Origin of the sequence: Streptococcus sp. HMSC065C01, from assembly GCF_001813525.1 — a bacterium.
GTDB classification, from domain to species: domain Bacteria; phylum Bacillota; class Bacilli; order Lactobacillales; family Streptococcaceae; genus Streptococcus; species Streptococcus parasanguinis_V.
Window position 1 is genome coordinate 118134 of record NZ_KV812859.1, and the last position, 15346, is coordinate 133479.

General features: G+C 43.2%; 13 protein-coding genes and 1 pseudogene. 3 read left to right on the top strand and 11 right to left on the bottom strand.

Translation table 11 applies throughout. The features are described 5' to 3' along the window. Nucleotides 1-70: 70 nt before the first annotated feature. The 11 genes and pseudogenes from der to HMPREF2918_RS09255 form a co-directional block, all read right to left on the bottom strand. Nucleotides 71-1381, bottom strand: a complete 1311-nt coding sequence (gene der, locus HMPREF2918_RS09205) for a ribosome biogenesis GTPase Der (RefSeq protein WP_031575509.1) — start codon at nucleotides 1379-1381, stop codon at nucleotides 71-73. A gap of 57 nt (nucleotides 1382-1438) precedes the next feature. After that, nucleotides 1439-2153, bottom strand: a pseudogene (locus HMPREF2918_RS09210) (nitroreductase family protein). Beyond that, a complete protein-coding gene (gene dnaI / locus HMPREF2918_RS09215; RefSeq protein WP_070595352.1) occupies nucleotides 2150-3049 on the bottom strand; it encodes a primosomal protein DnaI in 900 nt (299 codons plus the stop codon). Before dnaI ends, HMPREF2918_RS09210 begins: the two are co-directional and overlap by 4 nt. Beyond that, nucleotides 3050-4228, bottom strand: a complete 1179-nt coding sequence (locus tag HMPREF2918_RS09220; RefSeq protein ID WP_070595354.1) for a replication initiation and membrane attachment family protein — start codon at nucleotides 4226-4228, stop codon at nucleotides 3050-3052. Beyond that, entirely contained in the window at nucleotides 4229-4702 is a 474-nt protein-coding gene (gene nrdR, locus HMPREF2918_RS09225) for a transcriptional regulator NrdR (protein ID WP_003005476.1), read from the bottom strand. A 164-nt stretch (nucleotides 4703-4866) separates the two neighbouring features. After that, complete coding sequence (locus tag HMPREF2918_RS09230; protein ID WP_070595355.1) at nucleotides 4867-5679, bottom strand: endonuclease/exonuclease/phosphatase family protein; 813 nt, start codon at nucleotides 5677-5679, stop codon at nucleotides 4867-4869. Nucleotides 5680-5764: 85 nt separating this feature from the next. Next, nucleotides 5765-7960: a PTS transporter subunit IIBC gene (locus HMPREF2918_RS09235; protein WP_141751598.1), complete on the bottom strand. Its 2196-nt coding sequence runs from the start codon at nucleotides 7958-7960 to the stop codon at nucleotides 5765-5767. A gap of 233 nt (nucleotides 7961-8193) precedes the next feature. Then, nucleotides 8194-8892: a response regulator transcription factor gene (locus tag HMPREF2918_RS09240; RefSeq protein WP_070595357.1), complete on the bottom strand. Its 699-nt coding sequence runs from the start codon at nucleotides 8890-8892 to the stop codon at nucleotides 8194-8196. 9 nt (nucleotides 8893-8901) lie between these two features. After that, entirely contained in the window at nucleotides 8902-10326 is a 1425-nt protein-coding gene (gene gndA / locus HMPREF2918_RS09245; protein ID WP_003008422.1) for an NADP-dependent phosphogluconate dehydrogenase, read from the bottom strand. Nucleotides 10327-10495: 169 nt separating this feature from the next. Then, entirely contained in the window at nucleotides 10496-11974 is a 1479-nt protein-coding gene (locus HMPREF2918_RS09250) for a flotillin family protein (protein ID WP_070595359.1), read from the bottom strand. Between the two features lie 124 nt (nucleotides 11975-12098). Continuing rightward, nucleotides 12099-12638, bottom strand: a complete 540-nt coding sequence (locus HMPREF2918_RS09255; protein WP_070595361.1) for a YceD family protein — start codon at nucleotides 12636-12638, stop codon at nucleotides 12099-12101. A gap of 204 nt (nucleotides 12639-12842) precedes the next feature. Between HMPREF2918_RS09255 and HMPREF2918_RS09260 the strand changes: the two genes are divergently transcribed. From HMPREF2918_RS09260 to HMPREF2918_RS09265, 3 genes are all read left to right on the top strand, one after another. Further along, nucleotides 12843-13703 carry a helix-turn-helix domain-containing protein gene (locus tag HMPREF2918_RS09260; protein WP_070588744.1) on the top strand — a complete coding sequence of 287 codons (861 nt, stop codon included), beginning with the start codon at nucleotides 12843-12845 and terminating at the stop codon, nucleotides 13701-13703. A 110-nt stretch (nucleotides 13704-13813) separates the two neighbouring features. Beyond that, nucleotides 13814-13990, top strand: a complete 177-nt coding sequence (locus HMPREF2918_RS11400) for a hypothetical protein (RefSeq protein WP_162837396.1) — start codon at nucleotides 13814-13816, stop codon at nucleotides 13988-13990. Continuing rightward, nucleotides 13987-15204 carry an MFS transporter gene (locus HMPREF2918_RS09265; protein WP_049483334.1) on the top strand — a complete coding sequence of 406 codons (1218 nt, stop codon included), beginning with the start codon at nucleotides 13987-13989 and terminating at the stop codon, nucleotides 15202-15204. The genes HMPREF2918_RS11400 and HMPREF2918_RS09265 overlap by 4 nt, the downstream gene beginning before the upstream one ends. The last annotated feature ends 142 nt before the right edge of the window (nucleotides 15205-15346 follow it).

Sequence of the window (15346 nt, forward strand, 5' to 3'; positions counted from 1 at the left end):
TAGTTGGAAGAATGAGCATTTTATCATTTGAAATATCCTTCTCCACTTTGATCCATTTGTCTCGTATTCCCTACTTCCGTTTCCGCGCAATCAAATGGATTGGAGTTCCTTCAAAAACAAAGGCCTTGCGAATTTGGTTCTCCAAGAAACGAAGGTATGAGAAGTGCATCAGTTCTTCTTCGTTAACAAAGACCACAAAAGTTGGCGGCTTGGTTGCCACTTGTGTCGCATAGAAGATCTTGAGGCGTTTTCCTTTATCGGTCGGAGTTGGATTAATGGCAATGGCATCCATAATCACATCGTTCAAGACAGCTGAAGGAATCCGTGTATTTTGACTCTCACTGATCTGTTTGATCATCTCTGGCAACTTGTGCAAGCGTTGTTTGGTTAAGGCAGAGACAAAAACAATCGGCGCATAAGAAAGGTATTGGAATTGATCACGAATGTCATCTTCCCACTGCTTCATGGTATGGTTGTCTTTTTCAATAGTATCCCATTTGTTGACAACAATGATCATCCCTTTACCAGCTTCATGAGCAAAGCCAGCGATCCGCTTGTCATACTCCCGAATCCCTTCTTCGGCATTGATAACCATCAAAACCACATCTGAACGGTCGATGGCACGCATGGCACGCATGACAGAATATTTCTCAGTGTTTTCATAGATTTTACCAGATTTGCGCATACCGGCTGTATCGATCATGGTAAATTCTTGGCCATCTGCATCGGTAAAATGGGTATCGATGGCATCCCGTGTAGTTCCAGCAACAGGGCTTGCGATGACCCGGTCTTCTCCAAGGATCGCATTGATCAAGCTTGATTTCCCAACATTTGGGCGACCAATCAAGCTAAATTTGATGATATCTGGATTTTCTTCTTCTGTGTCATTCGGAAGATTTTCGATGATGGCATCGAGCACATCCCCAGTTCCGATCCCGTGGACAGAGGATACCGGTAGTGGCTCACCTAGTCCTAAGGCATAAAAGTCATAGATATCATTGCGCATCTCTGGGTTATCCACCTTGTTGACTGCAAGAATCACCGGTTTATGGGTCTTATACAAGATACGAGTGACATATTCATCCGCATCCGTGATCCCTTCTTTCCCAGAAACGACAAAGACGATCACATCTGCTTCGTCCATAGCAATTTCTGCCTGATGCTTGATTTGCTCCATAAATGGGGCATCTACGTCATCAATTCCCCCCGTATCAATGATACTAAATTTTCGATTCAACCACTCAGCTGTTGCATAAATGCGGTCACGAGTGACTCCTTCTACATCCTCAACGATGGAAATCCGCTCACCGGCAATCCGGTTAAAGAGTGTAGATTTTCCGACATTGGGACGGCCTACAATCGCAATAGTTGGTAGGGCCATGATTTCCTCTTTTCTAATGAAAGGCGAGACCTCGGTTCAAGAACGCCTCTCTTCATTTCATAATAGTTTGTGTTTTTCTAGTAATTTTTTGGTCTCTTCTTGTTCAGGTTGACCAAATTGAGCTGCAAGGCGCTCGCTCCAGCTGTCTGTTGCACGCGCCTCCAGCATAATCTGCCTGAACCTTGTCATAGGCAGTCACAACTGATGGATCTTGTTCTTGGTATTCTTCTTCAAAAGCAACCTGCTCCAATGGCAAACGTGGTTTCACTGCATGCTGCTGATTAGGTACTCCGAGAGCAATCCCAAAAACAGGATAGGTATAGTCTGGCAGACGGAAGAGTTCTGCGACTTCTTCTGAACAGTAGCGCAACATGCCGATAATCACTCCACCATAGCCGAGACTTTCAGCTGCTAATAGCGTATTTTGAGCTGCTAGAGCCGCATCCACTGAGGTGATCAGTAAGTTGTCCACCCCTTCAGGATGGAAATCCTGCTCATGAAGTTTGACAGCTTTTTCAGCGCGGTTTAAATCTCCAACAAAGAGGAGAAAGACATCTGATTGGCGAATCGCTTCTTGAGGAAGCAAGTCGTAAAGAGCTTCTTTCTTCTCCTTGCTTTTGACCACAATCACAGAATAAGACTGAAAGTTTTTCCAACTTGATGCCATCTGCCCAGCTGATAAAATTTCCTTGAGGTCAGCTTCTTTGATGGCTTCTTCCTTAAAACGGCGAACAGAAAAATGAGATTTCATTAAACGGATGGTTTCATTCATCGGCGATTGACTCCTTCCAGATGGATTTCCTTGGCTAAAAATTTTACGCGCTCCATGACACGTTTGGCCTGCCAGGTTTCATCTCCATTACGCGAAGTTGCAAAATGACGTTCCAACTCTTCAAAATTAAAGTTAGAAGTAAAGAAGGTTGGGAGATTTTCCTGCATTCGGTGCTGCAAAATCACCTGTAAGATTTCATCTCGCACCCAGGCTGACATCTGTTCCGCACCGATATCATCGAGAATTAAAATTTCGGCTTTTTTCACCTGATCGACGGTTTCTTTGACCAAGCCTGAACTGATGGCATTTTTAACATCGATCGCAAAACTTGGAAAATGAAGTAGGGTAGTAGAGGCCTGGCGTTTTTCGGATAAATCATGAGCCAAGGCTGCCATCATGTAGCTCTTTCCTACTCCAAAATCACCATAGAGGTAGATCCCCTTTTGATATTCCGGATAGTTGGCCACAAAATTGGCTAATTCTTCAAAGGCCTCAAATCGTCCCTTATCATCGAGCTCTACCTTAGCTAGACTCGCCTCTTTCAAGGTTGAAGGGAGATTGATCAAGTTGAGACGTTGGTTGATCGCAGCTCGTTTTTGGGCTTCGATTAACTCTGGTGTTTCCTCATAAGCGACATCCGCATAGCCCTCATTCATGGTGAGGATGGGTTTATAACCTTTGGCAATATAATCTGGATCTCCCAATAAGAAACGGTTGCGTTCACTAATGTATTGATTAAATTTTGAAATACTCCGTCGAATTTCTTGTTCAGACAAAGACTGGTCCTTGATAAAGGCAGCTACTTCTTGGTCTGCCAAGATCTGTGCGACCAAATCCTCATAGTTAAATTGACGCGCACGGTTCATGTGAGACATGGTTTGACCTACACTTTCCATCTACTCACCTCCTTGATTCAGTTTTTCTAACAGACGTTGTTTCTCTTTAGCAAGATCCACCTTTTCTGCTTGGCTGGTTTGATTTTGATAATTTGGTTGACTCCACTTGGGAACATTGCTGTGCTTGCCCTTGGCTGATGTAGGACTCGTCCCCTTGTTTCCTTGACCCTTAGCTTGTTCCTGGCGTTCTCGAACTTTTAAAATCGCCAGTCCTGCACTGTTGACCCCTTGATAAGAAAAATCATTTCCTACCTTCAAAGCATACTTTTCATTGAGATTAGCAGACTGGGTCTTATTAAAGGTCAACAATAAGATGATATTGATCACCTCATCTAGTAAGCCTAGATCAGCTAACTTGGATAAAGTCTTGCGTTCGCTCTGCGTAATGGTCGCATTGCGCGCCTTCTTAATCTCCGCTAGAAATTGTAGGCTGGATTTTGCCTTAGCTTCCCTCAGAATAGTTTCTTCCTGACGGCTATAGGACATGCGGGGTTGCTCTTGGCTAGCCTGAGCCAACTTTTGCTTCATTCTCTTTGGAGAGACAATCCGGTCTACAGCCGTTTCTTTTGCTAGGAGATAGGTTTCATACCAGGTCCATTGTTGCTCTTCTGCGATGGCAAAGAGGGCTAGGGTTGCCTCTCCTTCATCCGCAAAACGAAGCCCATCACGCCCCATCATTCGCTTAAACATCTCCATATCAAACTGCTGTTTCTTGCTTGGAAGAACGGTCGTCTCCCCAGCATCTAGTCCAAAGACTTGCGAGAAGGAAACTTGCCGTCTAGTCCCTAAAGAGCGTGCTGGGAGCAAATCCTCCACGGCCTTTTCCCCAATCTTTTTTTCAAGCAAGCGTTTAAAAACAGCATTCGAAAAAAATTGTTCTGAGGCAAGAGGAGCATGTAATTGGATGGCGATCCCAACTTCTTCCTCATAGAGATCGATCAACCCCATAGCAATTAAGCGATCAAAGGCTAGTAGCAACTGTGGAAATCCTATATTCAAGTGATTGAGGATTTGAGCAAGTAAATATTGTTTTTCACCCTGATCATAAGAGGCCAGCAGATAACGATAAACTGCTACCGTTTCCGTCTCCAAAATAGGCAGGTAATACTGCTCCAATGCAGCCCCTGCCGGTGGAAGAAGATTATTTTTTAAAAATGCGAAAGGCGTATTGGGCTTCATCTATTTTTCCTTTTTCTTCTTGGTTCCCTTCGTAATTTGTTTCAAGAGGGTTTCTAACTCACCGACATCCTTGAAACTCCGGTAAACACTAGCAAAACGGACATAGGTGATCTCATCTAGATCTGCTAACTCATCCATGACCAACGAACCAATATACTCACTGTTGATTTCATTATCACTTTGGCTGCGAACCTTTTGCTCTATTCGGTTTACAATTTCTTCGATTTCGTCACTAGAAACAGGCCGTTTTTGAGCCGAGCGGATAATACCGTTAAAGATTTTATCACGAGAAAATTGCTCGCGTGTCCCATCCTTTTTGACAACCACTAGGGTCCGCTCTTCCACTCGCTCGTAGGTAGTAAAGCGATAATGGCACTCTTCGCATTCCCTGCGACGACGGATGGTGTTCCCATCTTCAGCTTGTCGACTATCCACCACACTAGACTTACTTCCACCACATTTTGGACAACGCATTTGCTACCTCCTTAAACTGTTTTAACACTTCATTTTACCATAAATTGAATCGTAAAGAAAGCAGAAGAACAGGAGAATCCCCTATGCTTGCTCCTCATTGATCCATAAAAAAGAGTCGAAGGACGATTGAATAAAATCGTTTTCCTTTCGACTCTCCGTTAATATTAAAGTGACAATTCAGCTTCTAAGCCATAGTGATCACTGACATGGGCTTTGTTTTGACCATCAAAAATGACATGTAGACGCTGGATGTCCCATTCTGGACTTGCAAAGACGTAATCGATTCGCAATGGAACTTGATTGTCCGTCCAGCCATCGATTCCAGGGCCTACAGTATAAGTCCCCTTTGTTTCTTTGGCTTCGATAAAGCTATCTTGAAGCTTAAGGGAACTGGATAGAATCGTTTCATACCCTTCTTGACCAGCAGGATTATTGAAATCACCAGCTAGAATAAAGGGTTTGCCTACTTGGCTGAAGTAGTTCTCAATGCGTGGCCACTCAAATTGGAAACCTTTGTCCCACCAAGAAAGATGGACGCTGGCAACAGCAATCTCTTTGCCATCCACACTCGTATGGGCGACGGCCACTCGACGAGTATGGTAGTCCGTTGGATCATCCATATTGGATACCAAAATCTCATCCGCCTTCAAGGGTTGACGCGAAAGAACAGCTACACCCTCATTGAGGTGATCATAGCCAATATGGTTGTAGGCCCAAGTCCAATAATAGTGGAGTCCTTGAGCAGCTAACTCTTCTACCAATACGCGAACAAAGTGATCCTTGTGAATCGCTACAGATGATGGCAAAGCTTGATAATACTCATCTGTTTCGACTGTTTCTGAGGCCATTTCTTGATTGACCTCTTGGAAACAGATCACATCATATTGCGCTTCTAAAATTTGTTCCTTGAGGGTTTCAAATTTTTGCTGAGCATTCTCTTCCATCCAACTATGGGAATTTAATGTTAAAAATTTCATCCCCTGATTTCTCCTTCTCTCCAAATCAAGAAACGGCAAGAGGCCGGGTGCACTGCCCCAACCTCATTTTCTTTGCCGACGTCTCTTATAATTCTACTGTTGCAACTGGCGCATTTGCAGCCAATTTACCAGTATGTTCGACCTTAACGGATTTAATCGCATCTGCATTTGTGAAGACAACAATTGTTGATGTTTCACGACCTGCTTCACGGATCGCATCAAGGTCTGCTTCCACCAAGAGGTCTCCAGCGGCCACTGTTTGACCTTCAGAAACTTTAACCTCGAACGGTTTTCCTTCAAGACTAACAGTATCTAGACCGATGTGAACCAAGACTTCCAAACCATTATCTGTTACCAAACCAAGGGCATGTTTGGTTGGGAAGACGCTGGTAACTTTACCAGCAACTGGTGAAACGATGTGGCCATTTTCAGGCTCAACTGCAAATCCGTCTCCCATCATTTTTTGTGAGAATACAGGATCTTTTACATCTTCGATGTTAATCACTTCACCATCTGCAACAGAGTGCACTTCATCAGTTACCCCTTTAAAGGTTGCTTCAGCTTTTTGAACTGCTGTCATTTGGCTAGGAAGTGTTTCAGGAATGACTTCACCTGAATCAAGAACGTCTTGGATATCAGACTTCAATACGTCAGCTTTAGGTCCGTAGATCGCTTGGACACCTTGTCCTTTCATGACAAGACCCATAGCGCCTTCAGCTTTCCATTGTTCTTCTGTTCCGACTTTTTCAGCGTCCTTAACGGTTACACGAAGACGAGTCATACATGCGTCAACATCTACGATATTGGCACGTCCACCAAGAAGGTTGATAATGTTAATGACTTGTGAGCTTGCTGAGCTTGTAGCAGCACCTGCTGCTGCACCATCTCCTGCAGGGGCATCATCATTTTGTTCATAGTTACCGTTACGTCCTGGAGTCGCATAATTGAATTTCTTAATCATGAAGTTAGCAATGAAGTACATGATAAATCCAAAGAGGACTGTTACCCATACAAAGTTAAAGATATCTAGTGCCAAACCAGCGTTGATGGCCATTGGTGTACGTGTCAAGAACTCGATTGAACCGAATGAGTGAACACGAAGGTGAACCAAGTCAGCCATTGCAAAGGCAGCACCTTGAACAAAGGCGTAGATCAAGTACAATGGTGTTGCAATGAACATGAACATGTATTCAATTGGTTCAGTAACACCTGTCAAGAATGTAGCAAGGGCAGTTGCAAAAAGCATCCCTTTGTATTTTTCTTTCTTATCTGGGTCCACATTGCGATAGATAGCAACTACAACCCCCATCAAGATACCAAATGATCCAATCATTTGACCAACTTTGAAACGAGCTGGTGTGTACGCATGAAGCAAGTGTTGGTATTGGCTAGGATCTGCCTTCTTCAAGTTAACAAGGTCTGTTACCCAAGCTAACCAAAGTGGATCTTGTCCAAATACAGTTGTTCCTTTGGCAGCACCTGTAAGAACTTGGTAGCTACCACCCAATTGAGTATAGTTGATTGGAATGGTCAACATGTGGTGAAGACCAAACGGCAAGAGAAGACGTTCCAAGGTACCAAACAAGAATGGTGCCAATACTGGAGCTGTTGATTGTGAGTTGGCGATCCAGACACCGAATCCATTAATTCCTGATTGAACCACTGGCCACAAGGCTGCCAAAACCAAGGCTGTAAGAGCTGAACGAACGATAACAACGAATGGGACAAAGCGCTTCCCGTTAAAGAAAGAAAGGGCTTCTGGAAGTTTACGGTAGTTATAGTATTTATTGAAAGCAGTTGCTCCAACAAAACCTGAGATAATCCCTACAAACACCCCCATATTAAGTGCCGGTGCTTCAAGGACACTAATGAAGTAGTCTGCAACTTTAATTGATCCACCTAAGATCGTATGAACGGTAGCATCCTTATCAGCCAACATTGCAGATGTAACTCCAAAAACTGCACCGGTAATACGGTTAATCAAGATGAAAGAGAGACCAGCCGCAAAGGCACCCCCAGCACGCTCTTTGGCCCAGCTACCACCGATAGCGAGTGCAAAGAGGATGTGAAGGTTACCGATAACCCCCCAACCGATTTGTTCGAGAATCCCACCTGTAATAACAAGTGGAGATAAATTCGGGTTGATCATAGGGATTGATTTCCCGATTGAAATCATCAACCCAGCAGCTGGCATGACAGCGATAACGACCATCAAGGCCTTACCAAACTTCTGCCAGAATTCAAAGCTAAATAAACTTTTGAATGATCCTTTATTCATCATTCAACCTCCTTATATTGTTTAAGGCTTTTGTTTTTAAGAAAACGTTTGCGCTTAATTTGTTTCTAGTATACCACATTTTAAAAATTTGTAAAGCCTTACATTCATTTTTTTCTCTAAATTTTATCTTTTTTTATCTTTTTTTAGCCAAATCCTTTTTAAAACCCATCCTTTCCAAACGCAAACGTTTCCCTTGGGTCATAAAAATATTCGAACCCTCTAAGGGTTCGAATATTTTATTCTAATGTGTCTTGCATGGCATAGCCAATCCCACGAACGGTCTTAATATAGCTTTTTTGACCGGGTAGATCAATTTTCCCACGGAGATAACGGATATAGACGTCCACAATATTAGTCTCACCTGTACTCTCGTACTTCCAGACACTCTCCAATAACTGATCTCGTGTCACCACCCCTTTGCTTCCCATCAGAGTCGCTAAGAGATCATACTCTCTGCGGGTTAAACTAATCATGTCTTTCCCACGATAGACGGTATGGTGTTCCACATCAATGCGCAAATTGCGGTATGATGTTGGGATTTTCATCTGGCTACAATGTTGGTCAATATAATCACGTCCTCTAAAAATGGCTGTGATCTTATCTACCAAATCGCTGATAATAAAGGGTTTGACCATATAGGAAACGGCAAAGCGCTGAATACTCTCTTTGTGCTCAGCAATTTTTTCGCGGCTATCCAAAACAATCAAAACAGAAGCTGGACGAATCCGACTGATTTCCTCTGCGAATGTTTCACCAGACATATCTGACAAATCGTAATTAAACAAGATCAGATCATATTTGGTCGCAGCAATCAAGGCCAGACCCGCTTTTCCATCCTCGACCACATCAACTTGATACCCCTCTTTTTGAAGTTCCAAATCAATGAAGCGAGCGATTTTCTTCTCATTTTCTACTAGTAGAACTCGTTTGACCATAGAGCAAGATTATTTTTCGTCGTACCAAGAATAGTGGAAGGTACCTTCTTTGTCTTTACGTTGGTATGTGTGAGCACCAAAGTAGTCACGTTGTGCTTGGATCAAGTTCGCTGGAAGGTCCGCTGAACGGTAGCTATCGAAGTAAGTGATGGCTGCTGAGAAGGTTGGTACAGGTACACCTGCTTGAACAGCAAGAGCTACAATGTCACGAACTGATTGTTGGTACTTAGCAGTGACATCCAAGAAGTACTCATCCAATAGAAGGTTAGCAAGATCTGCATCGCGGTTGTATGCATCTGTGATCTTTTGCAAGAAACGAGAACGGATGATACATCCATCGCGCCAGATAGATGCGATGTCCGCAAATGGCAAGTTCCAATTGTTTTCTTTAGAAGCGACGCGCAATTGAGCAAAACCTTGTGCGTATGAGATGATTTTTGAGAAGTAAAGGGCTTGACGGATTTTTTCAATCAATTCAGCCTTATCTCCTTCAAATTTGAATGCAGCTGGTTTTGGAAGAACCTTGCTTGCATGAACACGTTCTTCTTTGTAGGCAGAGATGTAACGGGCAAATACTGACTCAGTGATGAGTGACAATGGCACACCAAGGTCAAGCGCTGATTGGCTAGTCCATTTACCAGTTCCTTTGTTTCCTGCAGCGTCCAAGATGTAGTCTACGATTGGTCCATCTTGACCTTCGTCGTCTTTGCGTTTCAAGATATCCGCAGTGATTTCGATCAAGTAGCTGTCCAATTCACCCTTGTTCCATTCAGTGAAGATTTCAGCCATGTCTTCTGCAGAAAGGCCAAGCAAGTGTTGCATGAGGTCATAGCTTTCTGCGATCAATTGCATATCCCCGTACTCGATCCCGTTGTGGACCATTTTCACGTAGTGACCAGCTCCATCAGGACCGATGTAAGTCACACATGGTTTTCCATCTTCAGGCGCTTTTGCAGAGATTTCTTCAAGAACGTCAGCTACCAAGTCATATGCTTCTTTTTGTCCACCAGGCATGATAGAAGGACCTTCAAGGGCACCTTTTTCACCACCAGATACACCTGTACCGATAAAGTTGATCCCTGAGTTCGCCAACTCTTCGTTACGACGGATAGTATCTTTATAGAAAGTGTTTCCTCCGTCGATCAAGATATCACCTTTATCCAAGTGTGGAAGAAGGGCTTGGATGGTTGCGTCTGTACCAGGTCCTGCTTGAACCATAAGCATGATACGACGTGGTTTTTCGATTGAGTTTACGAAGCTTTCGATATCATAGCTTGGCACAAAGTTTTTATCAGGATGGCAAGCAATCACATCTTCTGTTTTTTCTTTACTACGGTTAAAAATGGCAACTGTGTAGCCACGAGATTCGATATTAAGGGCAAGGTTACGACCCATTACGGCCATACCAACAACACCAAAGTTTGCTTTAGTCATGTGACACTCCTCTTTATAGTTTGCCTTTATTCTACCATTTTTCCTCCTCAAAAGAAAGCAGAAAATAGCTTCCCACCTTCTCTAAGAGGGAGAAGATCATGCAAATCATTTGATCTTAAAAACAAAAGTGCCCGAGAAACAGTTCTCAGACACTTCTTGATGAATGGCATTAATCTTCTTTAGAAGCTAACTCCTCTGCTTCAATGACCGGTTGTTCTCCTTCTTTGAGTTTATTGACCGTCATATTGACCCCAAGAGCTCCTGCTAGCAATTGACGAATATCAAATCCAGCTCCTTGAGAGACTTGGTCAATACTTTGCATAATATCGCCCACCATCTTAGAAGCATTGCCTTCCCCGTACATGGTGATCTTATCAACCTTGGTTAATGGTTCTGCGACAGCACGCGCAATTTCAGGCAACTTGTCAACGACCATTTCAGTAATGGCTGCTTCTTGCATTTTCTTCATCGCTTCGGCCTTTTGGTCTAAACCTTTGGCTTCGGCTTCCAGTCTCAAGCGAATGGCTTCAGCCTCGGCACGACCTTTAGCCTCAATAGCTTCGGCCTCTTGCAATTGGGCAAATTTCTCAGCTTCGGCTTGAGCTTTTCGAGCTTCGGCTTCTTTTTGTGTTTCGAAGAGTTCTGCTTCCGCCTTGCGTTGGCGTTCAATCAATTCTGCTTCTGCAGCTTGTTGACGTGCATATTTTTCAGCTTCAGCTTGTTTGCGGATGTTGGCATCCAATTCTTGCTCACGAACCTTAACTTCGCGCTCTTTGACTTCCGCTTCTTTTTCCTGTTTCATGATATTGGCTTCGGCTGCCACGCGCTCTTGTTCACGACGTTGCACTTCTGCCTCAATCCCTTTAGCGGCATCTGCTTTTGCTTGGGCAATATCTGCTTCTTGCTTGAGGGCTGCTTGTTTGAGTTTTAATTCATTTTGTTTTTGCGCGATTTCAAGATCGGCAGCGACGCGTTTGTCGTTAGCCAATTTATCTTGTTCTGCTTCGACTTCCTTGCGTTCGCGTTCCGCTTTGGCTTTGGCAATCAAGGCATCTTTCTTGATGGTTTCAACATTTTCAATCCCGAGATTATCGATGACTCCCCCTTCATCAGAGAAGGATTGAACCGTAAAGGCGATGACTTCCAGACCCATTTTAGCCAAGTCTGGTGCTACGTTGTCCTGCACTTTTGAGGCAAACTCTTGACGGTCATTGACCATCTTACGGAGTTCCATCTGACCGATCACTTCCCGCAAGTTTCCTTCCAAGACATCTTGGACAGAATTGGAAATATCTGTCGTATTCCAGTTCAAGAAGTTTTCTGCAGCCCGGGCAATCATTTCATCGGTTGTACCAATTTTTAATTTAACAGCTGCATCAGCACGGACGTTAATGAAGTCCAGTGTTGGGACTGCTTCTGACGTCCGAACATCTGTCGAGAATTGCTCAATATCAAGATAAGAGCGTTGTTCGACAAAGGGAATCATAAAGCCAGCTTTCCCACGCAAGTGACGTTGCTTCCGAAGACCGGTAATGACCACGACTTCGTTGGGTTTAGCATTGACATACCCTTTGACCAACAAGATCAATACAAGAATGGCTACGATTACAACAGTAATCAACCAACCTGGAATAAATAAAGTATCCATACTTTTTCTCCTTTTTTAGAGGTCTCCCCTCTGTTGTTTATTAATCCTAGTATATCAAAAGAAGGCCTTTCCTCAAAGAAAAGACCTGTATTTATGTCTAAATTTATCAAATGCAATCTCTAGCTTATTCTTCGTCAAACAAGCCATTTAGACCAGCGAAAGGACTGTTTTCTTCTTTCTTAATCGCTTGAGCGGCTTGGTATTCTTCTTCGGATAGGATTTTCCAATCATTGCCTTCGATAAAACCTTGTCCAGCCTCTTCTTCTGGAGTGAGAACCTTGAGAGGAATATTGAGCAGGATATTATCCGCTACGCTTTCACTCAGGTCAATCTTCCCACCTTCGATTGGAAGGATCAGATCTTCCTCAAGAGCTTCGATATCTGCGTCAGACTGTACATCCTCCGCAAACACTTCTGTTACAGGATAGCTTTCTTTTATCTCAACAGGCTCCATGCTTCGGCTAGATGCCAAAACGATGGTATAGCTCAACTGGTAATCCAAGACATAGAGGCCTGTATCATAGGCTACTCGTCCTGTCGCTGTCACATTCTTTAAATCAAGAATTTCTGGATTACGCTTTTGCAATTCTTTGAGCAAATCCAACTCTTGATCAAAGGCTAGTCCTTCAGGATTTTTACGGATTTCTTGTGTAAATAGGTTCATTCTTTTGTCCTCAAATCTTCTAGATACTACTAGTATATCATGAAGCTGCCCCTCAACCAAGAAGTCTCCTCAAAAATTTGTTATAATCATGAAAAAAGATACAGTAACTAGGCAAATGGGTGTTGTACACAAGGTCCCACCATCTCTTGGACAAAAGAGGGTCACTTGCTAGGGCATTGAGCAATGTTAGATAGAGGAGAATTCATGAAAGATATCGGAGCAGTTTTTCGGCAAATACGTGAAAGTCGCCACATCTCTTTAGAGGAGGCTACGGGTGGCGAATTTTCACGCTCCATGTTATCTCGATTTGAAAGAGGGGAAAATGACCTGACGACCCAACGTTTTTTTCAGGCCCTTCAACAGATCAAAACCAGCCTCAGTGAGTTTTCCCATCTAGCTGGAATCGATCAGCACTCTTTTATTCCCAAATTGTTGAAAGAGCACTATGAAAACATGAGCTTGGAACACGATCAAGCCTTGTACCAAAGCTACCAGCAAGCCTATCAGAAATATCAGAAAAAAGAAGACTTCTTAGCCAGCATTATTCTCAAAGTCCAAATGCTTGGCTTCTATCCTGAAGTAGAGCTCACCGCTAGCCAAGAGGAACTCGATTTCCTCCATGATTATCTCTTCTCTGTCACAATCTGGGGAAATTTTGAATTAAACCTGTTTTCTCTGACCTCTCCACTTTTCTCTAGTCGCCTCTATCGACAATACACAGAGGAGTTGGTCCAAAGGGAGGATTTCAAGCTTCTCCTAGATTCCTCTCGTCCTGCCATCAATTCTATTTTCCTTAATGGCTTTTTTCTGGCCATTAGTTCAAATGAATTTGAAGATGCATGTTTTTTTGACCACCTAATTAACGACCACTTTTACTCTGAGAACGAAGCCTACCTTCGGACGGTTTATCTCTACGCCAAAGGAGAATTTCTCTATCGAAAGGGAGAAAAAGAAATCGGTCTTGAAAAGATGGAACAGGCCATCCAGGTTCTCTCTATTCTGGATTGTAAGGACAGTGCCAACTACTACAAACAGGGCCTGCAAGAACTGATCAATAAATCCTAAAAACTCACAGATCTACTCTGTGAGTTTTTGTTGAAAATATGCAACATTAATTTTTTCTTGCTTTTTAGGTTTACAATAGGATCATCAAGTAAAGAAAGAAGGTTCTTCCCATGATGACCAAACTAAAAAACCACTTCCTCCGCTTTCTTCTCTCACATACCAGCGTTTATCTGAAGGATCAGGAACTTCTTCTCTCTGATGATGAGAAACTAGACCTCTTCAAACAGATCGTTCGATCTATCAAACAAGTCCTAGCAACTGATCACGTGAAGGAGGAAGGCTTATGAAACTCTTAGCTCGTAATAAAATTTTTGCCTTACTCAGCCTTTCTCGCTTTTTGAATACCCTTGGTGCTGCCATCTACAATCTGGTCTTTGTGGTCTTTGCTGCCAGTATGCCGCAACCGAGCCTGGCAGTTGGCATTGCCAATCTCATTGTATTTATTCCTAGCCTCTTTACCATTTTTGTTGGTATGAAGGCTGACCGCACGAAGAAAAAAGCTAACTGGTTGATCCGCATTGGCTATCTTCAAGCCATCCTCTTCATCCTTATTGCTCTCATGACCAAGATTCCGGGTTACCTAGCCTTTTCGATTGTTTGCTTTTTAAACATTGTTTCAGATTGTTTGAGTGATTATCGCGGAGGCTTGCAACTCCCCATCATGAAAAAGAACATCCTCGACGAGGATTTGATGGAGGCCTATTCCTTCAACCAACTGCTTAGCATGGTCTGTTCGATTTCTGGACAAGCTCTAGGAGTTTGGCTGTTAGCTATCAGCCATCAAAATTTTGCCCTGGTCGCTTCGATCAATGCCGTGACTTTTCTCCTGTCTTCCACTTGTCTCCTGATGAGAAAAAAGCAGCTGACACATGCTCCCGTCATTGAGCCCAAAAGTAAGAAATCTTTGGTACACGATTGCCAAGAGATGTACCAGAACGCAAAAAGTATTTTTGCAGATGAGGAGGTTCACCACTTTGGCAAGTTGCTCTTCTCATTGGTTCTCATCAATGCCCTAGGGGGATCCATCTCTGGTATCTACAATTTGCAACTGCTTCACTCCCCCTTCTTTCAGTTGAGTTTTAGCCAATCCCTCTTGATCTTAGAGGCTGTGACTATTTTAAGCATGGTCTGGGCTAGCTTGACACCCCATGACTATTTTTCCAAACAATCGCTCCATCATATCCTCCTGTGGATCGCAGGTGGGCTGACCATGCTTGGGCTCACAAATATCCTGGTACACTGGGACATTCTTTCTCTTCTACTCATCACTTTCCTTGGTTATCTTGTAGCAAAAATCAACCCAAAAGTTTCCAGTCTTTTAATGAGCAAATTGCCTGCTGAAAAATTAGCTTCTACCTCTAGCTTTTTGGGACTGATGGTCAGCTTTGCCATGCCACTTGGGACAGCTCTCTTTTCTAGTCTAGCTATCTGGAGCCTTCCCCTAGCTTGGGGGACCTTTGCCATGCTTGGTTTCACTACCCTCCTCTTAACAACCAAATAAAAAGTCCACCGTTTGGTGGATTGAGCTTAAAGACAAAGTTATCTTTTATACAATTCTATTAACTTCTATAAAGATAAATACTTTTTATTCTTTAGAGTTATTCAATCATCTACTGAAACTTTCCGCCGTGAGAAAAGTGCTA